At 29.4% G+C, this 22,228-nt stretch carries 24 protein-coding genes; all 24 read left to right on the top strand.

Features of this window, described 5'->3' with window-relative positions; all coding sequences use genetic code 11:
* Nucleotides 1–18: 18 nt before the first annotated feature.
* A complete protein-coding gene (gene prdA / locus ACYUDJ_RS11790; RefSeq protein WP_042384691.1) occupies nucleotides 19–2,133 on the top strand; it encodes a D-proline reductase (dithiol) proprotein PrdA in 2,115 nt (704 codons plus the stop codon).
* An 8-nt stretch (nucleotides 2,134–2,141) separates the two neighbouring features.
* Nucleotides 2,142–2,417, top strand: coding sequence for a CBO2463/CBO2479 domain-containing protein (locus ACYUDJ_RS11785; RefSeq protein ID WP_003393224.1), 276 nt, complete (start codon nucleotides 2,142–2,144; stop codon nucleotides 2,415–2,417).
* Nucleotides 2,418–2,446: 29 nt separating this feature from the next.
* The gene (gene prdB / locus ACYUDJ_RS11780; RefSeq protein WP_080333546.1) at nucleotides 2,447–3,166 is read left to right on the top strand and encodes a D-proline reductase (dithiol) protein PrdB; all 720 of its coding nucleotides are present in this window, start codon (nucleotides 2,447–2,449) and stop codon (nucleotides 3,164–3,166) included.
* Between the two features lie 366 nt (nucleotides 3,167–3,532).
* Nucleotides 3,533–4,411, top strand: a complete 879-nt coding sequence (locus ACYUDJ_RS11775; RefSeq protein WP_003484803.1) for a sulfite exporter TauE/SafE family protein — start codon at nucleotides 3,533–3,535, stop codon at nucleotides 4,409–4,411.
* A gap of 333 nt (nucleotides 4,412–4,744) precedes the next feature.
* Nucleotides 4,745–5,743: a phosphate acetyltransferase gene (gene pta, locus ACYUDJ_RS11770; protein WP_003484805.1), complete on the top strand. Its 999-nt coding sequence runs from the start codon at nucleotides 4,745–4,747 to the stop codon at nucleotides 5,741–5,743.
* 138 nt (nucleotides 5,744–5,881) lie between these two features.
* The gene (locus ACYUDJ_RS11765; RefSeq protein WP_042384694.1) at nucleotides 5,882–7,075 is read left to right on the top strand and encodes an acetate kinase; all 1,194 of its coding nucleotides are present in this window, start codon (nucleotides 5,882–5,884) and stop codon (nucleotides 7,073–7,075) included.
* A 117-nt stretch (nucleotides 7,076–7,192) separates the two neighbouring features.
* On the top strand, nucleotides 7,193–7,693 hold the full coding sequence (locus ACYUDJ_RS11760) for a YceD family protein (protein ID WP_042384698.1): 501 nt from the start codon (nucleotides 7,193–7,195) through the stop codon (nucleotides 7,691–7,693).
* A 13-nt stretch (nucleotides 7,694–7,706) separates the two neighbouring features.
* Nucleotides 7,707–7,889 carry a 50S ribosomal protein L32 gene (rpmF, locus tag ACYUDJ_RS11755; RefSeq protein ID WP_003362601.1) on the top strand — a complete coding sequence of 61 codons (183 nt, stop codon included), beginning with the start codon at nucleotides 7,707–7,709 and terminating at the stop codon, nucleotides 7,887–7,889.
* Nucleotides 7,890–7,979: 90 nt separating this feature from the next.
* Nucleotides 7,980–8,987, top strand: a complete 1,008-nt coding sequence (gene plsX, locus ACYUDJ_RS11750; protein WP_003484808.1) for a phosphate acyltransferase PlsX — start codon at nucleotides 7,980–7,982, stop codon at nucleotides 8,985–8,987.
* A gap of 77 nt (nucleotides 8,988–9,064) precedes the next feature.
* Nucleotides 9,065–9,298: an acyl carrier protein gene (gene acpP, locus ACYUDJ_RS11745; RefSeq protein ID WP_003362599.1), complete on the top strand. Its 234-nt coding sequence runs from the start codon at nucleotides 9,065–9,067 to the stop codon at nucleotides 9,296–9,298.
* 124 nt (nucleotides 9,299–9,422) lie between these two features.
* Nucleotides 9,423–10,127, top strand: coding sequence for a ribonuclease III (gene rnc / locus ACYUDJ_RS11740; protein WP_042384700.1), 705 nt, complete (start codon nucleotides 9,423–9,425; stop codon nucleotides 10,125–10,127).
* The gene (locus ACYUDJ_RS11735) at nucleotides 10,120–11,211 is read left to right on the top strand and encodes an elongator complex protein 3 (RefSeq protein WP_003484810.1); all 1,092 of its coding nucleotides are present in this window, start codon (nucleotides 10,120–10,122) and stop codon (nucleotides 11,209–11,211) included. The genes rnc and ACYUDJ_RS11735 overlap by 8 nt, the downstream gene beginning before the upstream one ends.
* A gap of 152 nt (nucleotides 11,212–11,363) precedes the next feature.
* Entirely contained in the window at nucleotides 11,364–11,462 is a 99-nt protein-coding gene (locus ACYUDJ_RS11730) for a hypothetical protein (protein ID WP_003393783.1), read from the top strand.
* Between the two features lie 12 nt (nucleotides 11,463–11,474).
* A complete protein-coding gene (gene smc, locus ACYUDJ_RS11725) occupies nucleotides 11,475–15,056 on the top strand; it encodes a chromosome segregation protein SMC (RefSeq protein WP_003484815.1) in 3,582 nt (1,193 codons plus the stop codon).
* A 28-nt stretch (nucleotides 15,057–15,084) separates the two neighbouring features.
* Nucleotides 15,085–15,996: a signal recognition particle-docking protein FtsY gene (gene ftsY, locus ACYUDJ_RS11720; RefSeq protein WP_003484816.1), complete on the top strand. Its 912-nt coding sequence runs from the start codon at nucleotides 15,085–15,087 to the stop codon at nucleotides 15,994–15,996.
* A 339-nt stretch (nucleotides 15,997–16,335) separates the two neighbouring features.
* Nucleotides 16,336–16,668, top strand: coding sequence for a putative DNA-binding protein (locus ACYUDJ_RS11715; RefSeq protein ID WP_003484818.1), 333 nt, complete (start codon nucleotides 16,336–16,338; stop codon nucleotides 16,666–16,668).
* A 12-nt stretch (nucleotides 16,669–16,680) separates the two neighbouring features.
* On the top strand, nucleotides 16,681–18,030 hold the full coding sequence (ffh, locus tag ACYUDJ_RS11710) for a signal recognition particle protein (RefSeq protein WP_003484821.1): 1,350 nt from the start codon (nucleotides 16,681–16,683) through the stop codon (nucleotides 18,028–18,030).
* Between the two features lie 30 nt (nucleotides 18,031–18,060).
* On the top strand, nucleotides 18,061–18,309 hold the full coding sequence (gene rpsP / locus ACYUDJ_RS11705) for a 30S ribosomal protein S16 (protein ID WP_003484824.1): 249 nt from the start codon (nucleotides 18,061–18,063) through the stop codon (nucleotides 18,307–18,309).
* A gap of 20 nt (nucleotides 18,310–18,329) precedes the next feature.
* Nucleotides 18,330–18,557 carry a KH domain-containing protein gene (locus ACYUDJ_RS11700; RefSeq protein WP_003362589.1) on the top strand — a complete coding sequence of 76 codons (228 nt, stop codon included), beginning with the start codon at nucleotides 18,330–18,332 and terminating at the stop codon, nucleotides 18,555–18,557.
* Nucleotides 18,558–18,672: 115 nt separating this feature from the next.
* Nucleotides 18,673–19,167: a ribosome maturation factor RimM gene (gene rimM / locus ACYUDJ_RS11695; RefSeq protein WP_003484826.1), complete on the top strand. Its 495-nt coding sequence runs from the start codon at nucleotides 18,673–18,675 to the stop codon at nucleotides 19,165–19,167.
* Nucleotides 19,158–19,880: a tRNA (guanosine(37)-N1)-methyltransferase TrmD gene (gene trmD, locus ACYUDJ_RS11690; protein WP_080333545.1), complete on the top strand. Its 723-nt coding sequence runs from the start codon at nucleotides 19,158–19,160 to the stop codon at nucleotides 19,878–19,880. Before rimM ends, trmD begins: the two co-directional genes overlap by 10 nt.
* 151 nt (nucleotides 19,881–20,031) lie before the next feature.
* Nucleotides 20,032–20,376 carry a 50S ribosomal protein L19 gene (gene rplS / locus ACYUDJ_RS11685; protein ID WP_003484829.1) on the top strand — a complete coding sequence of 115 codons (345 nt, stop codon included), beginning with the start codon at nucleotides 20,032–20,034 and terminating at the stop codon, nucleotides 20,374–20,376.
* A 58-nt stretch (nucleotides 20,377–20,434) separates the two neighbouring features.
* Nucleotides 20,435–20,959 carry a signal peptidase I gene (lepB, locus tag ACYUDJ_RS11680; RefSeq protein WP_003484830.1) on the top strand — a complete coding sequence of 175 codons (525 nt, stop codon included), beginning with the start codon at nucleotides 20,435–20,437 and terminating at the stop codon, nucleotides 20,957–20,959.
* Nucleotides 20,960–21,258: 299 nt separating this feature from the next.
* A complete protein-coding gene (gene ylqF / locus ACYUDJ_RS11675) occupies nucleotides 21,259–22,158 on the top strand; it encodes a ribosome biogenesis GTPase YlqF (RefSeq protein ID WP_003484832.1) in 900 nt (299 codons plus the stop codon).
* Nucleotides 22,159–22,228 lie beyond the last annotated feature (70 nt).

The raw sequence follows: 22,228 nt of genomic DNA, 5'->3' as shown, positions 1-22,228 counted from the left end.
ATTAGGAGGTTATGTCTTATGTCAATGACACCAGAGCATGCAGAGGCGTTAAAGAATGAATCTGCAGTAGTATGTTGTAGAGCAGAAGAGGGAACAGTATTAACTGCTGACAACTTAGAAGATCCAGAAATATTCCCAGATATGGTAGACTCAGGTCTATTAACTATACCAGCTGATTGTTTAAAAGTTGGAGAAGTAATAGGAGCTAAATTGTTAAAAACTGTAGATTCATTAACACCATTAACTCCAGATATAATTGAAGGAGCAAAAACAATAGGTGATTCAGAAGATAAGGCTGAAGAAATTTCAGAAGAATTAACTGAAGAAGATGAAAAGGCAGTTCTAAAATATAATTTAAAAGCAGGAGATACTATAAAAGCTAGTGATTTAGAAAATCCAATGCACTTCCCTAAACTTGTAGATTCTCTTTTACTAACATTAGATGAAAGAGTTCTTACAAGAAAAGAAGTAGTTGGAGCAACTTTATCAGTTGATATGCCAGCTTTAACTCCTGTAACACCTGATATATTAGAAGGATTTGAGGAGGAAGTAAACATGAGTGCTGATACACAAGCAACAATAAGTGGTGGAACTTTAAGAATCAGAATAGCTGAAGGAAAAGGGATTGACATCGAAGTTCCTTTAAATGGAAATGTAGGTGCAGGAAAATCAGTAGCTGTTCCAGCAGTAAAAGCTGAAAAAGGCACAGTAACTGCAGCTCCAGTAGCAGTAGAAGCTAAAAAAGAAGTTAAATTAGAAGAAAAAGTAGTAAGATCAGTTACAAGAAAATACTACAAAATAGACAAAGTAGAATTAGCTAAAGAAACTAAAATTGAAGGAACAACTCTTTATATAAGAGAAAACATCTGTGAAGATGCATTCAATGTAGATCAATTAGTTAAAGATATAAAATTAGAAATAATAACTCCAGATAAATACAACACTTATAGTGAAACTATAATGGACGTACAACCAATAGCTACTAAAGAAGGTTCAGATGCTAAGTTAGGTGAAGGCGTTACAAGAGTTATAGATGGAGCTATTATAATGGTAACAGGTATCGATGAAGATGGAGTTCAAGTTGGTGAATTTGGTTCTTCAGAAGGTATATTAGAAGAAAATATTATGTGGGGAAGACCAGGTGCTCCTAATAAAGGTGAAATATTCATCAAAACTCAAGTAACTATAAAAAGAGGAACAGGAATGGAAAGACCAGGTCCATTGGCTGCTCACAAAGCAACAGATTTCATAACTCAAGAAATCAGAGAAGCTTTAAAAGCTGTTGAAGATGATTCATTAGTAGTTAACACTGAAACTTTTGAACAAGTAAGAAGACCAGGAAAGAAAAAAGTTGTAGTTGTTAAAGAAATAATGGGTCAAGGTGCTATGCATGATAACTTAATATTACCATTAGAACCAGTTGGAGTAATAGGAGCTAAACCAAACGTTGATTTAGGAAACGTTCCAGTAATGCTTGCGCCGACAGAAGTATTAGATGGTGGTATCCACGCATTAACTTGTATTGGACCTGCTTCTAAAGAATGTTCAAGACACTACTGGAGAGAACCTCTTGTAATGGAATGCATGAGAGATGAAGAAGTTGATTTAGCAGGAGTTATATTTGTAGGAAGTCCACAAATCAACAGTGAAAAATTCTATGTATCTGAAAGATTAGGTATGATGGTAGAAGCTATGGATGTTGATGGCGCTTTTGTTACAACTGAAGGTTTTGGAAATAACCACATTGACTTTGCAAGCCACGTAGAACAAATAGGTATGAGAGGTGTTCCTTGTGTAGCATTCTCATTCTGTGCAGTTCAAGGTGCTCTAGTTGTTGGTAACAAACACATGAAATACATGGTAGATAACAACAAATCAGAAGGCGGAATAGAAAACGAAGTATTATCTTGTAATACATTATGTCCAGAAGATGCTATAAGAGGTCTTGCAATGATTAAAGCAGCTATGTCTGGAGAAGAAGTTAAAAAACCAGAAAGAGCTTGGAATGCAAATGTTAAAGAAAACAACATTGAAATGATAGAAAAAACAACTGGAAATAAAATTGATAGAGTTTTAAATGAAACTTCAATACCAATGAGCGAAAAGAGAAAAGAAAAATACGCTACAAAGTAGGGATATAAATGGATTTAAAATATGGTGATAAAATCCTAGAAATGCAAGGTGTTATTGTAGACGTATCTGATGGAGCAGTAGCCATAGATTTCAAAGGAAGACTTGGATACTTAAAGGTACCAAGAAGAATGATAATATCTGATTATGAACTTAAAGTAGGTCAAGAAATAGGCTTAAATATGAGTTTTGTAGAAGTATTATCTGATGAAATAAATGAAAAATATGTAAGTAATTTAGAAATCCAAAAGAGACGTGGTCTAAATCCTGATGAAAGACATAAATAAATTTATAAATTGAAGGGAAGGTTACTAGAATGAATATTGTAAAGGGATTACAATCAGAAATATTTGTTCCTATAACTCCTAACCCAGTATGGGCGCCAGTTACAATGGAACTAAAAGATATGACAGTAGCATTAGCTACAGCAGCAGGAGTTCACTTAAAATCAGACAAAAGATTTAATTTAGCAGGTGACTTCACATACAGATTAGTACCAGGAGATGCAAAAACATCAGATATGATGGTATCTCACGGTGGATATGATAACGGAGACGTTAACAAAGATATAAATGCCATGTTCCCAATAGATAGATTAAGAGAATTAGTAGATGCAGGTTTTATAAAAGCTGTTGCTAAAACTCATATAGGATTCATGGGCGGTGGCGGAAACCAACAAAAATTCAGAGAAGAAACAGGCCCAGAAGTTGCTAAAATCTTAAAAGAAGAAGGCGTAGACGCTGTATTGATGACTGCTGGATGAGGAACTTGTCATAGATCTGCAGTTATAGTGCAGAGAGCGATTGAAGAAATAGGAATTCCTACAATAATAATAGCTGCTCTTCCACCAGTTGTTAAACAATCTGGTACACCAAGAGCGGTTGCACCAAGAGTTCCAATGGGTGCTAATGCGGGAGAACCTAATAATGTAGAAATGCAAACAGCAATAGTAAAAGAAACATTAGAACAATTAATTAAGATTCCTTCAGCAGGAAAAGTTGTTCCATTACCATACGAATATATAGCAAAAGTTTAATAATTAAAAAAGAGCTCTACTTGGTAAAGTAGAGCTCTTTAAAAAAATGCCTAATTATACAAATTGTATTTGAAATATTTAAATGGAAATAAATTAAAGAAATTCCTGCATAAAATCAATATTGTTTTAAATTTATCAAAATGAAAAGGATTTCACAAAATAACAATAATAGTTTTAATTTTGTGAAAATTTAAAGCAATATAAATATAGAGTGTTATTTCAAATTTTTCTAAAATTTAGTCAGTTATATAATACTATTTAAGTAATGTTAAAAAAATATCAAAAAACATGAAAAAATCTATAGAAAAAAATATAAATTTGTATTAAAATTATAGTATAAAAAATAAATAAAAAGAGGTGTAGAAAATGGTAAAAATAGTTTTAGGTCTTTTAATTATTTTAACAGTCTTTTTTGCAGTTGCATTTTTCAAAGATTATATTAAAGCAACTAAAGAAGGAAATATTGAAAAAACCAATTTTTTTGCATTAGGAACAGTAGGATTTATAACTAATTTTTTTGATACTTTGGGAATAGGAAGCTTTGCTCCTACTACAGCATTACTTAAAAATTTTAAACTTACACAGGACAGAACTTTACCAGGTACATTAAATGTTGCATGTACTGTACCAGTTGCTGTAGAGGCTATTTTATTTATAAATGGTATAGAAGTAGAGCCTGTAACATTATTTTCTTTATTAATAGCAGCTACAGCAGGTGCGGTAGTAGGTGCAGGAGTTGTATCCAAACTAGATGAGAAAAAAGTTCAATTTGGTATGGGAGTGGCTCTTGTAATAGTGGCTTTAGTAATGCTTGCAGGACAATTAAACTTAATGCCAGCAGGTGGAGATGCTACTGGACTTCATGGTGTAAAGCTTATAGTAGCAATTATAGGTAATTTTATATTAGGCGCTTTAATGACTTTAGGAATAGGTTTATACGCTCCATGTATGGCTTTAGTATATGCTTTAGGAATGAGTCCAAAGGTTGCTTTCCCAATAATGATGGGATCTTGTGCATTCTTAATGCCGGCAGCATCACTTAAGTTTGTAAAAGAAGGAGCTTATGATAGAAAAGCATCTATGGCTATAACTATATTTGGTTTAGTAGGTGTATTTATAGCATATTATTTAGTAAAATCATTACCATTGGATATATTAAAATGGTTAATAATTGTTGTTATATTATATACTGCAGTTATGATGTTTAACTCATCTTCTAAAGCTAAAAAAGCGGTAAAGGCTTAAAAATAATGTTTTAGATTTAAATTATATTTGTAAAGCTTTAAAATAATTAAGTGTTAAAAACCAGGTGAAATTTAAATTTCACCTGGTTTTTTTTCAAGTTTATAATTTTATTGTTGAAAATTTTAATAAAAAGTGTTTATACTATATATATGTGTATTCATATTTATCCATAATTAGCAGATAGAAATACTTTATTTGTATAATTATAAATAAATTAATAGATAAAGTGAAAAAATATTACAATAATTTGCATAAAACTTGTGAAATAATATATTTATTTCATAGTTAACTGTAAATTTTATTTAATTTTTATATTTGAAGGGAGTAGTTTTAATGGACTTAATGAAAAGCTTATGGGAAAAAGCTAAAAGTGACAAAAAGAAAATTGTACTTGCAGAGGGAGAAGAAGAAAGAAATATTGAAGGTTGTTCAAAAATATTAAAAAATGAATTAGCTCACATGATTTTAATAGGAAATGAAGAAAAAATAAACGAAACAGCAAAAAAATTAAATGTTTCTATAGATGGTGCAGAAATAATAGATCCACAGACTTCAGAAAAAGTTTCTACATATACAAAAGAATTTTATGAATTAAGAAAACATAAGGGCGTTACTATGGAAAAAGCAGAACAAATAGTTAAAGATCCTATATATTTTGCTACAATGATGGTTAAAATGAAGGATGCAGATGGATTAGTATCTGGTGCTATACACACTACAGGAGATTTATTAAGACCAGGACTACAAATAGTTAAAACGGCTAAAGGAGCCTCTGTTGTTTCAAGTACATTCATAATGGAAGTACCAAATTGTGAATATGGTAAAAATGGTATGCTTTTATTTGCAGATTGTGCTGTAAATCCTAATCCAACAGCAGATGAGTTAGCTTCAATTGCTATATCCACAGCAGAAACTGCTAAAGCTTTATGTGATATGGAACCTAAAGTAGCTATGTTATCTTTCTCATCAAAGGGAAGTGCAAAGCACGACTTAGTAGATAAAGTAGCAGAAGCTACAAAAATAGCAAAAGAAAAAAGACCAGATCTTGATATAGATGGGGAATTACAATTAGATGCGGCTATAGTACAAAAAGTTGCAGATTTAAAAGCTCCAAATAGCACCGTTGCAGGAAAAGCTAATGTTTTAGTATTCCCAGACCTACAAGCAGGAAATATAGGATATAAATTGGTTCAAAGATTCGCAAACGCAAGTGCTATAGGACCAATATGTCAAGGTTTTGCAAAACCAATTAATGACCTATCAAGAGGTTGTAGCAGTGATGATATAGTTAATGTAGTTGCTGTAACAGCAGTTCAAGCACAAAATATGTAATTAAATATTTTAATTTTTATATGATCAATTTATTTATTATTTTAGATGATAAATTAATTGATTAATATCACAAATAAAAAATAGATTTGTTTATAATAAAATTTTATATAAAACATATAGATGAAGGGTGGAAAATTAATGAAAATATTAGTAGTTAACTGCGGAAGTTCATCATTAAAATATCAATTAATAGATATGACTTCTGAAGAAGCTTTAGCAAAAGGATTAGTAGAAAGAATAGGAATAGAAGGATCTATATTAACTCAAAAGGTTAATGGAGAAAAATATATAATAGAAGAACCTATGAAAGATCATAAAAAAGCTATAGAGTTAGTTTTAAAAGCATTAGTAGACAAAGAGCATGGTGTAATATCTGATATGTCAGAAATAGCAGCAGTAGGACATAGAGTAGTTCATGGTGGAGAAAAATATGCTAGCTCAGTACTTATAGATGATGAGGTTATGAAGGCTTTAGAAGATTGTGTTAAATTAGCACCACTTCATAATCCACCAAACATAATAGGAATAAATGCTTGTAGAGAACTTATGCCTAAGACTCCAATGGTAGCGGTATTTGATACAGCATTCCATCAAACATTACCAGATTATGCATATATGTATCCATTACCATATGAATTATATGAACAAAATGGTATAAGAAAATATGGCTTCCATGGAACATCACATAGATATGTATCTAGTGTGGCATCAGAAATGATGGGAAAAGATCTAAAAGATATTAAAGTAATAACTTGTCACTTAGGAAATGGAGCAAGTTTATGTGCTGTAAAAGAAGGAAAATCAGTAGAAACTTCTATGGGATTCACTCCACTTGCAGGATTAGCTATGGGAACTAGATGCGGAGATATAGACCCAGCAATACTTCTTTTCATGGAAAGAGAATTAAAAATGTCACCAGATGAAGTAGATAATGTTATAAATAAAAAATCAGGTGTATTAGGAATATCAGGAGTAAGTAGTGACTTTAGAGACATAGAAGGTGCTGCAGAAGAAGGAAATAAAAGAGCTAAACTAGCTTTAGATGTATATCATTATACAGTAAGACAAACAATTGGTGCTTATACAGCAGTATTAAATGGTGTAGATGCTATAGTATTTACAGCAGGACTAGGAGAAAATTCAGCAGCAAGCAGAGAAGAAATTTTAAATGGATTAGAATACTTAGGTATTAAGATAGATGCCGAAAAGAATAAACAAAGAGGAAAACAAATAGAAATAAGCACTGAAGATTCAAAGGTAAAGGTATTCGTTATACCAACTGATGAAGAATTAATGATAGCAAGAGATACTAAAGAAATAACAGCTAAATAGTATATAATATAAGTTATAAATATAGGTGTAATAACTTTGATTTACTTATAAAATACTTGACTTTTTAATATGCCCTTTATATAATAAATTGTGGTTGCTATAATTGAGGTGAATTTTATGAATTTAGATGTATCGGATTTAATAAAAAAAATAAAACTAAGTAAAGATGTTCATCTGAAGTTAGAAGATCAAAGAAAATTTTTTGATGGAGATGAAGAAATTCTTTATTTAGAAGCACCAACATTAGACGGGGTAGTTAGTATATCTAAAGATATATTAACCTTAGATGGAAAGTTAAGTGCAGAAATTGAGCTTTCTTGTTCAAGATGTCTTCAAAAGTTTAAACACCATGTTGACACAGAGGTACATGAGAGTTTTACAAATAATCCCCAATGCGAAGATGATGAGATTATGTTACTAAAAAATGAAGCTATTGATGTTACAGAGGTTATAGAAAATAACATAATTATAGAATTACCAATAAAAAGACTCTGTAAGGAAAATTGTAAAGGCTTATGCCAACAATGCGGTGCTAATTTAAATTTTTCAAAGTGTAAATGCGAAAAAGATATAGATCCAAGGTTGGCAAAACTAAAAGACTTTTTTTCTGCTCAGTAAGGAGGTGTTTACAGTGGGAAATCCAGCGAGAAAAACTTCAAAGGCAAAAAGAGATTCTAGAAAAGCTCAAACTTTCAAATTAAGCTTACCAGGAATCGTTGAATGCCCTCAATGTCACGAAATGAAACTTGCTCATAGAGTATGTAAAAGTTGTGGATATTACAATGGCAAAGAAGTTGTATCAAACGATAAATAATTATAAAAAAGAAAGTCGTAAGGCTTTCTTTTTTTTCTTGTGAAAGAAAAAAAATTAGCTTATACTTTATAGTAGGAAGGAAGTGATACTATGATAATAGCTGTAGATGGTATGGGAGGAGATTTTGCTCCAGAATTAGTAGTAGAAGGATGTATACAAGCTGTCAAGGAATATGAAGGCATACATATAATAATAACAGGTAAAGAAGAATTAATAAAAAATGAATTAGATAAAAGAGAATATAAAGGAAACAAAATAGAGATACTAAATACAAAGGAAGTTATAGGTACTGATGAAGCACCAGTAAAGGCTATAAGAAGGAAAAAAGATTCAAGTATGGTGAAAGCTTTAGAATTAGTAAAAGAAGGTAAAGCTCAAGCCGTTATATCCGCAGGAAGTACAGGAGCATTAATGGCAGGAGCTACTTTTGTTTTAGGAAGAATAAAGGGTATAAATAGAGTTTGTTTAGCACCATTACTTCCAGGAGCTAAAGCTCCTTTTATGATAGCAGATGCAGGTGCTAATGTAGATTGCAGGCCAGAATATTTAGTTCAATTTGCTATGATGGGGAAAGTATATTTTGAAAGTGTATTAGGTGTTAAAAATCCAACGGTAGGGTTGGTAAATATAGGTGCTGAAGAAGAAAAAGGTAATGAACTTACAAAAGCCGCATATAAATTATTAAAGGATACAGATTTTAATTTTATAGGAAATATAGAACCAAGAGATATACCAAGAGGAGAAACTAATATTGCAGTATGTGATGGATTTATAGGAAATACTGTGTTAAAAACTTATGAGGGAGTAGCCTCAAATTTATTTTCTATGTTAAAAGATGAAATAATGTCATCCACCAGAGGAAAAATAGGAGGAGCACTTTTAAAACCTGTATTTAAAGATTTTAAAAAGAAATTTGATTATACGGAATATGGTGGATCACCTTTTCTAGGGGCTAAGGGTATATGTATAAAAGCTCATGGAAGTTCTGATGCTAAAGCATTTAAAAATGCTATAAGACAGGCAAAAATTTGTTATGATAAAAAGATAATTGAAGAAATAGAGAATAATTTAGAAAATTTAATAGAAAATAATATATAATGGAACTTAATGAATATATTGACGTAGAAATAGTTATGTAATATTATTTATGTATAAAGCATTAGGAGGTGACACAAATGATTTTTGAAAAAATAAAAGCTACAATAGCAGAACAATTAAGTATAGATGAAGAGGAAATAACTATGGAATCATCTTTTATTGATGATTTAGGTGCGGATTCACTTGATATAGTTGAATTAATAATGGCATTAGAAACTGAATTCGATTTAGAAATACCAGATGAAGACGCAGAAAAAATTTCTACAGTGGGAGATGTAGTTGACTACATAAAATCACATACTGAGGAATAATTGATTTTTATCCCCGCCTTTACTAGCGGGGATTTTATATTAAAAAATATAATTAAAAGATAAGTTTATTCTTGAGTTTATTTAATAAATATACTGAAGAATGAACTTCTAGGGAGTGAAAATTTTGAAAAATAGACAGGATATTTTGAAAGAACTTCAGTACAAACTTAAAGTATGTTTTAAAGATGAAAAATTATTAGATGTGGCATTAACCCATAGTTCCTATGCTAATGGTAAAAAAAATATAAAATATTATGAAAGATTGGAGTTCTTGGGAGATTCCGTATTACAACTTATAATATCAGAGCATTTATATCAAAAATATGAAGATAAAAAAGAAGGAGAACTCACTAGAAAGAGGGCTATAATAGTCTGTGAAAATTCCCTTTACGAAATGGCTAAAAGATGGGATTTAGGTTTTTATTTGCAAATGAGTAAAGGGGAAGAATTGACAGGAGGCAGAGAGAGAGTATCTATATTAGCAGATTGTGTGGAATCTATAATAGCTGCTATATATTTAGATAAAGGATTAGATGAAGCAAGAGAATTTGTTATGAAAAATTTCAAGGAAATAATAGAAAAAGCCATGAGAGATGAAATAATACTAGATTATAAAACTACATTACAAGAAATAGTGCAACAAAATAATGATCTTACTATAAACTATGAATTATTAAAACAGGAAGGTCCTCCTCACAGAAGAAAGTTTTTTACTAATGTAACCATAGATAATGAGGTAAGAGGAACGGGGATAGGATATAGTAAAAAAGAAGCAGAACAAAACGCAGCAAAGGAAGCATTAAAGAATTTAGGTGATAATTATGAGTAAAGGTCATTATATAATACCAATATTTGTAGCTCAGGAAGGATGTCCCTACAATTGTGTTTTTTGTAATCAGCATAAAATAACCGGAGAAAAGGACGAAATAATAGACGAAAATTACGTAAGAGAAACCATAGAAGCTTATATAAAAACTATAGATAGAGAAAATTCAACTTTAGAGGTTTCTTTTTTCGGAGGTACTTTTACGGGTATACCTATAGAAAGGCAAAAGAGTCTTTTAAAAGTAGCAAAGGAATATAAGGATAAGGGCCAAATAGATTGTATACATATGTCCACAAGACCAGATTATATAGACAGAGAAATTTTAGATAACCTTAAAAAGTACTCTGCGGATATAATTGAATTAGGAGTTCAATCTTTAGATGAAGAAGTCCTTTTAAAATCAGGAAGAGGGCATTCCGTAGAAGAGGTGTATAGAGCCTCAAAACTTATAAAAGAATACGGATTTACTTTAGGACATCAAATAATGTTAGGACTTCCAGGAGATACTTTTAAAAAGGACATAGAAACTGTAGAAAAATCTTTAAAGATGAAACCAGATATAGCAAGAATATATCCAGCCTTGGTAATAAAGGATACTCCTATGGAATATATGTTAAGAAAGGGAACTTATAAACCTTATACTTTAGATGAAGCTATAGATATAACTAAAATATTATATTCTATGTATGATAAAGAAGGCATAAAAGTAATAAGAATAGGACTTCAGCCTACAGAAGAAATAAATGAAAATAAAGATGTGATTTCAGGTCCTTTTCATCCAGCTTTTAGAGAATTAGTGGAAGGAAAAATAATTAATGAGGCTATTTTCTCCTATGTGGAAGATAGTTTAGAAGAAAGCTTAGAAATTTACATAAATAATAAAGATATTTCTAAATTGTATTGTAATAGAAAAGAATTCTTTAATGAATTTATAAATAAGAAGAAAGTAAAAAGATTTAAAGTTATACAAGATGAAACATTAGGTAGAGGGAATATAATTATTAAAAAGGATGAAAATCAAGAACATATATTTATAAAAGAGTATATGAGAAAGCTTTCAGAAGAAGGAAAAAACTTATTTATATAGAATAATATAAGTATCAAGTTAATATAAGCTTTAGTGTCCCCACTGTTTCATATTCAGTGGGGATATATATTTTAAGTTTTAATAATTGATATTTTTTTTTATATATAATAAACTATTAAATGATGTTATTTTTAAAGGGAGGTAAAATTGAAATGAAAAGAGAAAAAAGAGAAAAGATGACTAAAGTTTTAGTTGTTGTTATGACTATTGTATTTATTGCTAGTATATTACCAATGTTTTTTGCCAGATAGGAGTTGTACTACATGTTTTTAAAATCAATTGAAATAAGAGGTTTTAAATCTTTTGCAGATAAAACTGAATTAATGTTTAAACAAGGAGTCACAGCAATAGTAGGTCCTAATGGGAGCGGGAAAAGTAATATATCTGACGCAGTAAAATGGGTGTTGGGAGAACAAAGTGTAAAATCCTTAAGGGGAAGTAAAATGGAGGATGTTATATTTGCTGGTACACAATATAGAAAACCAGTAGGACTTTGTCAAGTTTCACTGATATTAGATAACAGTGATAAAGACTTACCCATAGAATATACAGAAGTAACCATAACTAGACGCTTATATAGATCTGGTGAAAGTGAGTATTATATAAATAATACTCAATGTAGGCTTAAAGATATACAAGAGTTATTTATGGATACAGGTATAGGTAAAGAAGGCTATTCTATAATAGGACAAGGGAAAATAGAGGCAGTTTTAAGTGGAAAGCCAGAGGAGAGAAGAAGTCTTTTAGAGGAAGCAGCAGGTATAGTTAAATTTAAATGGAGAAAAGAAGAGGCAGATAAAAAACTTTCTAATACAGAACAAAATCTTATAAGAATAAAAGATATATTAAATACTTATGAAGAAAGAATAGAACCACTTAAAGAAGAAAGTGAAAAAGCTAAAAAGTTTTTAAATTTATCAGAGGAATTAAAGCATAAAGAAGTCAATATTATGATATATTCTATAGATAAGATAGAAAAAGACCTAGAAAATATAAATAACAATATGCTTTCTTTAAGTGAAAATATAGATAACTTAAAAAATGAAAAATCACAGTACAAAGAAATAATTTTAAAGTTTAATGAAAAATTAGAACTTCTAGACACAAATAATGGTAAAAATAAAGAAGAATATTATTATAATAAAGATAAAAATAAGGATATAGAGAATGAAAATATTCTATTAAAAGAAAAAATAAAAAATCTAAAAGATAATATAAAAGTAAAAGAAAATACTTTAAAAACTAATGAAGAAAGATTACAAAATTATTTAAAAGAAAAGGAAGACTTAGAAAAAAAATTAAATAAATTAAAAGAAGAAGAAATTTATTTAAGAGAAGAGATAGATAAAAAAGAAGATAACATAAATAATTTTAATAAAGAACTAAAGGAAAAAGAAGATAAACTAAAGATGCTAAAATCTGAAGAGATAGAAATACTAAGTAATACGGCTAACCTTAGAAATGAAATATCTGTAATGGAAAATGAAATAGTAAATTTGAAAAATAAATTGGATAATATAAAAAATTCCTGTGATAGTTATATAAGCTCTATAAATATAAATATAAAAACTAAGGAAGATATAGAAAAAGAAATAAAAAATATAAAAGAAAATATACTTTCATTAGAAAATAATTTAAAAGAAAACAGTAAAAATATAGGCTCTTTAAAAATATCCCTTAATAATAAAGAAAAAAAATTAAAGGAGAAAAATGCAGCCTACAGTAGATTAGAAGCGAATTATCATATGCTTTCAAATTTAGAAAAGCACTATGAAGGATATAATAGAAGTGTAAAAACCTTGATGGAGCATGTAAGTCAGGGCAAAATAGATAACATTAATGGAGGCTGTGAAGTTTTAGGGGATATAATAAAAGTAAAGAAAGAGTTTGAAACAGCCATGGAGATAGCCTTAGGTGGAGCTATATCTAATGTTATAACAGAGGATGAAAACAAAGCTAAGATATTAATAAACTATTTAAAGAAAAGAAGTTTAGGAAGAGCTACCTTTTTACCTTTAACTACAATACAGGGGAGAAAAGCTAAAATAAATAATGTTACAAGAGAAGATGGATTTTTAGGTATAGCCAGTGAGCTTATAAATTATGATGCGAAATTTTCTAATATAATAGATTATGTTTTAGGTAGAACCCTAGTGGCAAAGGATATGGACAGCGCCCTTAAAATTGCTAAAAAATTAAATTACTCCTTTAAAATAGTAACATTGGAGGGTGAAGTTATAAATCCAGGAGGCTCACTAACCGGTGGTAGTATAAAACATAGGGCAGGAAGCAGTATAATAAGCCGAAAAAGGGAGATAGAGGAGACTAAGAAAGAATTAGAAGAAACAAAGAATACCATAGAGGAATTTATAAGTAATATATTAGAAAATAAAAATAAAATAAAAACTTTAGATGAAGAAAATTTAAATATAAAGGATGAAATTTACTACAATAATATAGAAATAACTAAATTTACGGGAAAATTAAATGCTATAAAGGAAGATACAGAAAGACTTAGAAGTTCTTTAAATATATCAAGAGAAGAAATTAAGTTAACAAAGGATAAAATACAAGACATTGAAGAGAATATAAATGCATCACAAAAACAATTAGAAGAACTTAAATTAAGAAAAGATTTAAATCATAATGATATAAAGGAATGCGAAGATTTTCTTGAAAATGAAGAAGAAAATGTAAAAAATATAAAAGATAAATTAATAGAGTATAAAATAGAAAAAGCTAAATTAGACGAAATGTTAGTTAGTATAAAAAAAGAATTCTATTCTATGGATACTAATATTACAAACTTAAATAATGAAAATAAAAATATAAATAAAGGTAACCATGAGGATAGAACAAATATAGAAAAATTTGAAAATAATATAAAAGAAAATGAAGATAATATAAAAGATATAAAGACTTATTTAGAAAGTTTAGAAGAAAAATTTAAAAAGTATGAAGTAGAAAGAATAAAACTAAAGGAAGAATTAGAAAAAAATAAAAATAAGGAAGAAAATTTATTATTAATTTTAAGTAAAAAAGAAGATGAAGTTCATAAACAAGATATACAAAAAACTAGGTACATAACAGAAAGAGAGAATTTATATAACAAATTAAATGAGGAATTTTCTTTAACTTATGCAGAAGCACTTAGTTATAAAAAAGAAGATATAAATGTTATAAAATATAAGGAGTATGTACAAAATTTAAAAATAGAAATATCCAATTTAGGTACAGTAAATGTAGGATCTATAGAGGAATATAAAGAATTAAATGAAAAAATAACATTTATGAGTAATCAAAAGGAAGATTTAGTAAAGTCAAAAGAAGAACTTTTGAATGTTATTGAAGAAATGACTAACAAAATGAGAACTGTATTTAGTGAAAATTTTAATAAATTAAGAAAAAACTTTAATGAAACATTTATAGAGTTATTTAAAGGTGGTAGTGCAGATTTAATACTATCTAATGGAGATGAACTTACAGCTAATATAGAAATAAATGTTCAGCCACCAGGTAAAAAACTTCAAAATATAAATCTTATGTCTGGTGGAGAAAAGGGATTATCCGCTATAGCATTGTTATTTGCTATTTTAAAAATGAAACCTACACCTTTTTGTATATTAGATGAAATTGAAGCCGCATTAGATGATGCTAATGTAACTAGATATGCAGACTTTTTAAAGGAATTTTCAGAAAACAGTCAATTTATAGTTATAACTCATAGAAAGGGTACTATGGAAGCTTGTGATGCACTATATGGGGTTACTATGGAAGAAAAGGGTGTTTCAAAGATTATATCTGTAGATTTAACATCAAAAGATGAGGTAGCAGCGACTTTATAAATAATAAGCATTTAGAAGGGGCGATAGTATGTTTGGAAAATTTTTTGACAAATTAAAAGAAGGATTAACAAAAACTAAGGATGGCTTTACAGATAAGATAAGTAGTGTATTAAATTTAGCCGTAACTATAGATGAAGATTTATATGAAGAGTTAGAAGAAATACTTGTTACTGCTGATATAGGTGTAGATACTTCCATAAAAATTATAGATAGGCTAAGAGAAAGAGTAAAGGAAGAAAAAATAAAAGATCCAGCGGAAATAAAGCCTTGTCTTAAAAGGGTAATATTGGAAATACTAGGAGAAGAAAAAGGTTCTATAACCCCAGACACTACTCCAAAAGTTATGCTCGTAATTGGAGTTAATGGTGTAGGAAAAACCACCTCCATAGGAAAAGTTTCAGCAAAGCTAAAAGATCAGGGCTATAAGGTTATAATGGCTGCAGCGGATACTTTTAGAGCAGCGGCTATAGATCAATTAGAGGTATGGAGCAGTAGAGCTAAAGTAGATATAATAAAACATCAGGAAGGATCAGATCCAGGAGCGGTAGTTTTTGATGCAGTTCAGGCAGCCAAATCAAGAAAAGCAGATGTATTAATATGTGATACTGCAGGAAGATTACATAACAAAAAGAATTTGATGAATGAACTTTCAAAAATAAATAAAATTTTAGAAAGAGAATATGGGGATGCATCCAAAGAAACTTTATTAGTTTTAGATGCCACCACAGGGCAAAACGCTGTTATACAAGCAAAAGAATTCATGTCAGCTTGTCCTATAGATGGTATAATACTTACTAAGCTAGATGGAACAGCGAAAGGTGGGGTAGTAATATCTATAAAAGACCAACTAGATATACCAGTAAAGCTTATAGGAGTTGGAGAAGGAATAGATGATCTACAGGAATTTAATCCTGAGGAGTTTGTAGAAGCATTATTTTAACAATAAACAGAGTTCTTGGCTTCAGAGGGAGCTTAGAAATCGTTATCCAGGGACGTAGCCGCTCTCTACTCCCACTTTGAAGAAGATGGGAGCGTTAGAGCGGGGAGTTATCGGATAAAACATTTAGAAATTAGAATTTCATCACAATAATATGTGTTAACTATAAAGAAAATATTGCTTATCAATTAAAAAATATAATATGAAAATAAAAAATATTATGGCTGTTAAGTAAAAATACTTGACAGCTTTTTAATATTTTGATATTATATATTTCGTTGATGAAAAAATAATAGTTTTTAATAATTAGCAAGGGAGTTAGATTAAAATCTGTGATATTTTATGGAAGAAATAGTGGAAATGTCCTTACTACTAGATTTTTATGGTAGTTTACTTACAGAAAAGCAAAACAAAATTATGGACTTATACTATAACAATGATTATTCATTAAAAGAAATATCAGAACTAACTAACACAAGTAGGCAAGCGGTTCATGACATAGTAAAGAGATGCCATAAAACCCTTCTTCAGTATGAAGAAAAACTTCATATGATGGAAAGGTTTATAAATTTAGAAAATTCTAAAGAAAAACTATTAAATATGTTAAATAAAGTAACAAAAGAAAATATAAAAGAAATTGATCATATAAAAAAATATATAATTGATAATATTTAGGAGTGGATTATAATGGCATTTGATGGATTAGCTTCTAAACTTCAGGATGCTTTAAAAAAGCTTAGAGGTAAAGGTAAGCTTTCAGAAAAAGATATAAAAGAAGCCATGAGAGAAGTTAAACTTGCATTATTAGAAGCAGACGTTAACTATAAAGTTGTTAAAAACTTTATAAAAAGTGTTACTGAAAAATGCATGGGTAACGAAGTGCTTGGAAGTTTAACACCTGGTCAACAGGTTATAAAGATAGTAAATGAAGAGTTAACAGAGCTTATGGGAAGTACAGAAAGTACTTTAAATTCTTCCACTTCAGGACTAACAGTTATAATGCTTGTAGGTCTTCAAGGGGCAGGAAAAACTACTATGGCGGGAAAACTTGCTCTTCACCTTAGAAAGAGAAATAAAAGACCTTTACTTGTAGCTTGTGACGTATATAGACCAGCAGCTATAAAGCAACTTCAAGTAGTTGGTAAACAAATTGATATTCCGGTTTTTACTATGGGAGATAAATTAAGTCCTGTAGACATATCTAAAGCCGCTATAGAACATGCTAAAAATAACAAAAACAATGTGGTTATAATAGATACAGCAGGAAGACTTCACATAGACGAAGAACTTATGGATGAGCTTCATAATATAAAAGAAGAAGTGAATCCAACTGAAATACTATTAGTGGTAGATGCTATGACTGGGCAAGATGCTGTAAATGTAGCTAATAATTTTAATGATAAACTAGATATAAGTGGTGTAATACTTACAAAATTAGATGGGGATACAAGAGGTGGAGCTGCCCTTTCTATTAAATCTATGACAGGTAAACCTATAAAATTTGTAGGTTTAGGGGAAAAGATGAATGATTTAGAAGTATTTTACCCAGATAGAATGGCTTCAAGAATACTTGGCATGGGAGATGTACTTTCTTTAATTGAAAAAGCACAACAATCTATAGATGAGGATAAGGCTAAAGAAATTGGAGAAAGAATGTTAAATCAAGAATTTAACTTTGAGGATTTCCTAGAATCCATGCAACAAATGAAAAAATTAGGTCCTATTAACAAGCTATTAGAAATGATTCCAGGAATGAATTCCAAAGAATTAAAAAATATAGATTTAAGTTCTAGTGAAAAAGAAATGAAAAAAACAGAAGCTATAATTAGTTCAATGACTATAAAAGAGAGAAGAAATCCTTCATTAATATCTTCCTCACCTTCTAGAAAAAGAAGGATAGCAAAGGGGTCAGGGACAAATGTTCAGCATGTAAATAAGCTTCTTAAAGACTTTCAGGCTTCTAAAAAAATGATGAAGCAAATGAAAGGTATGGAAAAGGGATTTAAAAAAGGTTTATTTGGTAAATTACCATTTTAAATAAATAGATTTTTAAAGGAGGTGAAAAACATGGCAGTAAAAATCAGATTAAAAAGAATGGGTGCTAAAAAAGCTCCATTTTACAGAGTAGTTGTTGCTGATTCTAGATCACCAAGAGATGGTAGATTCGTAGAAGAAATAGGATACTATAACCCAATAACTGAACCTTCAACTATAAAATTAGATGAAGAAAAAGTTCAAAAATGGATGAAAAATGGTGCGCAACCAACTGATACAGTTAAAAAATTAATCGAAAAAGCAGGTATTTCTGTTAAATAGTTAACTGGGGGTGTATTCAAATGAAGGCTTTAGTTGAAACTATAGCGAAAGCATTAGTTGATAGCCCAGATCAAGTTCAAGTGAATGAAATTTTAGGAGAACAATCCGTAATTCTTGAACTAAAAGTTGCACCTGAAGATATGGGAAAAGTAATAGGAAAACAGGGAAGAATAGCAAAAGCTATTAGAACTGTTGTCAAGGCAGCAGCTATAAAAGAAAACAAAAGAGTTGTTGTTGAGATAATTTAGAAGAGTTAGGTGCACCTAACTCTTTTTTAATATATAATATATTTTCATACTGTTGAATTTATAAAAGGAAAATGGGAATAATTATAATATATAATGGTTAGAGGAGAGAAGATATATGAAAGAGTTTCTAGCGGTAGGAGAAATAATAAATACTCATGGTATAAAGGGAGAAGTAAAAGTATATCCTTTAACTGATGATATGAAAAGATTTAAAAAATTAAAAGAAGTATTTATAGATGGAGAGGAAAGAAAAATAGTATCCTGTAAACTTCAACCTAATAATGTGGTTTTAAAAATAGATGGCATAGATTCTATAGAAGAGGCTAATAAATATAGGAAAAAGCTTTTAGAAATTAAAAGAGAAAATTCTGTAAAGCTTCCAAAGGGAAGTTATTTTATAGCAGATTTAATGGAATGCAGGGTTATAGATGAAGAGGGTAGAGAAATAGGACAAATATCAGATGTAATAAAAACTGGTAGCAATGATGTGTATGAGGTAAAAGGAAAGATTGAGGTATTAGTACCGGCCATAAAAGATATAGTTACAAATATAGATATAGAAAACAAAACTGTAACTATAAAACCTTTGGAGATATGGCAATGCGAATAGATGTGCTAACACTATTTCCTGAAATGTTCTCTATATTTAATCACAGTATAATAGGAAGAGCTATGGAAAAGGAAATTTTAAAAATAAACACTGTAAATATAAGAGATTATACAATAAATAAACATAAAAAAGTAGATGATTACCCTTATGGAGGGGGAGCAGGCATGGTAATGTCAGTACAACCTATAGTAGATTCTATAAAAATGGTAAAAACAGAAAATAAAGGTAAGGTTATATTTTTAGGACCTAAAGGGAAAACTTTTAATCAAAATTTAGCTAAAGAACTGGCAAAAGAGGAAGAATTAATATTTTTATGTGGTCATTATGAGGGTATAGATGAAAGAGTCTATGAGTATATAGATATGGAAATATCTTTAGGTGATTTTGTTTTAACAGGAGGAGAAATGGCTTGTATTCCTATAGTAGATTCTATATGTAGATTAGTAGATGGAGTACTTAAAAGTAGTGAAAGTTATGAAGACGAATCTTTTTATAATGGTCTTTTAGAATATCCTCAATATACAAGACCGCCTATATATGAGGGAAAAGCTGTGCCAGATGTGCTTTTATCTGGTCACCATGAAAATATAAAAAAATGGCGAAAAGCTAAATCCCTTATGATTACTAAGAAAGTAAGACCAGATTTATTAAAAAAATATAGATTAACAGAGGAAGATAAAAAAATATTAAAAGATTTTAATAAAAAATTATAGGAAAAATATTTTTTAGTTGTAAAAAATATTGAATAAAAATTTTTACTATGGTAAAATGAATTTTGTGCTAGTACGGGCGGTCCTCTGCTTATATACATTGTATTACATAATTTAAGCAAGAACGTCAAAAAATTAAAGGAGGGAATGCACAATGTTAGAAGTTATAAAAGCTATAGAAGCAGAACAAGTAAGAAGTGATTTACCAGAATTCAATGTAGGAGACACTGTAAAAGTTCACCAAAAAATCAAAGAAGGAACTAGAGAAAGAGTTCAAGTATTTGAAGGAACAGTTTTAAAAAGACAAAATGGTGGAGCAAGAGAAACTTTCACAGTAAGAAGAGTTGCTTACAATGTAGCAGTTGAAAAAACTTTTCCAGTTAACTCACCATTAATTGAGAAGATCCAAGTTGTAAGAAGAGGTAAAGTAAGAAGAGCTAAACTATACTACTTAAGAGATAGAGTAGGTAAGGCAGCAAAAGTTAAAGAAAGAATATAATGAAACATAAGGGGCTTTAGCATAAGTCCCTTTTTTTCATATAAGAGGGGTGGATTTTATGTTAAAAGAATTAATGGAAATTGTAAAATCTATAATAGTAGCTGTAATAGCAGCTTTTTTAATTATAACTTTTGTATTTGAAACCGTAAGTGTAGAAGGACATTCTATGGATCCAACATTAAATAATAGAGATAGACTTATAGTAGAAAAGGTAAGTTATTATTTTAGAAAACCTAAAGATGGAGATATAGTTGTAATTAAATATCCATCAGATACTAGAGAAAAGTTTATAAAAAGAGTTATAGCTGTTCCAGGAGACACAGTGAGTATACATGATAATAAAGTGTATGTAAATGGTAAAGCTAAGGAAGAAAGTTATATACTGGAAAATTATATGGAAGACTTTAATGAAGTGAAAGTTCCAGAAAATTCAGTATTTGTTATGGGAGATAACAGAAATCATAGTAGGGATAGTAGATTCCCGGATGTTGGTTTTGTAAATTATAAATTAGTGGTAGGAAGAGCAGCTATAAGAATATATCCTTTTAACAAATTTGGTAGTTTGTACTCTACGAATAAATAAAATTTTTAACTTTAGGTGAATTTTTAATTCTATAGTTTAAGTTGAAAATTCATTATTTAAGGATGTAATATATCGTATCTTTCATTTTAGGAAAGCAGATATTAAAAAATATTAACATAGGATAACCCTTAATTAGAAAAAGTCAACAATTTATAAGTTAGAGTTAATTACTTATACAAAGTGAAAATTTGCACTAAGTAATTTGTATAGAATACTAATTTTGTTACAGCTATTTTCATAGTAAGAGAAAGTATTAGGGCTAATAAACGTTAGATAAAAAATAGAAGGAGGATATAAAGATGAATATAAATTGGTTTCCAGGTCATATGGCAAAGACTCGTAGACAAATAAAAGAAAGTTTAAAAATGGTAGATGCCATAATAGAGATAAGAGATGCTAGAATAGTAAGCTCTAGTAAAAATCCAGAGATAGAAGATATATGTGGTAATAAGCCGAGAATAATTCTTTTAAATAAAAAGGATTTAGCCGAGGATAAGGTAACTAAAAAATGGATAAATTCCTTATCACAGGATAATATAAAAGTTTTAGCAGTAAATTCTGTAACAGGAGAGGGATTAAATAAGATAAAACCTACATTAAATGAATTATTAAAAGAAAAACATGAAAGAATGAAAAATAAAGGTTTAGTTAAAATAGTAGATAGAGCTATGGTAGTAGGTATACCTAATGTAGGAAAGTCATCTTTTATAAATAAAATGGCTAAGAACTCTATAGCTAAAGTAGGAGATAGACCAGGAGTTACAAAGAGCAAACAATGGATAAAAACTAAGATGGATATAGAACTTATGGATACTCCAGGAGTTTTATGGCCAAAACTAGATAGCGAAATTGTACAATTAAATTTAGCCTTTACAGGAGCTATTAAAGATGAAATTATGGATATAGAAACCTTAGCTTTAAGATTGGTAGAAAGGCTTCAGGATAAATATCCAGAAAGATTGATGAAAAGATATAAATTAGAAGCATTAGAGGAAAATCCTTTAGACAACTTAGATAATATAGGTAGAAAAAGAGGGGCTTTAATTTCTAAGGGAGAAATAGACTATAATAGAATATCTGTAATTCTTTTAGATGAATTTAGAGCTGGGAAATTAGGCGCTATTTCTTTAGAAGATCCAGAGGATATTATAAATGATAATATAGAAATAGAGGAACAGGAAAGTTCTCTTAAGGAGTAATAATATCATATAATTGAAGGATACATTAGAGCAATGTATCCATTTTTATAAGTATATATATTAAATAAAA

The organism is Clostridium sp. CTA-6, assembly GCF_054768115.1.
The sequence above is the reverse complement of the archived record's forward strand: the minus strand, read 5'-3'. Positions and strand labels throughout refer to the sequence as shown.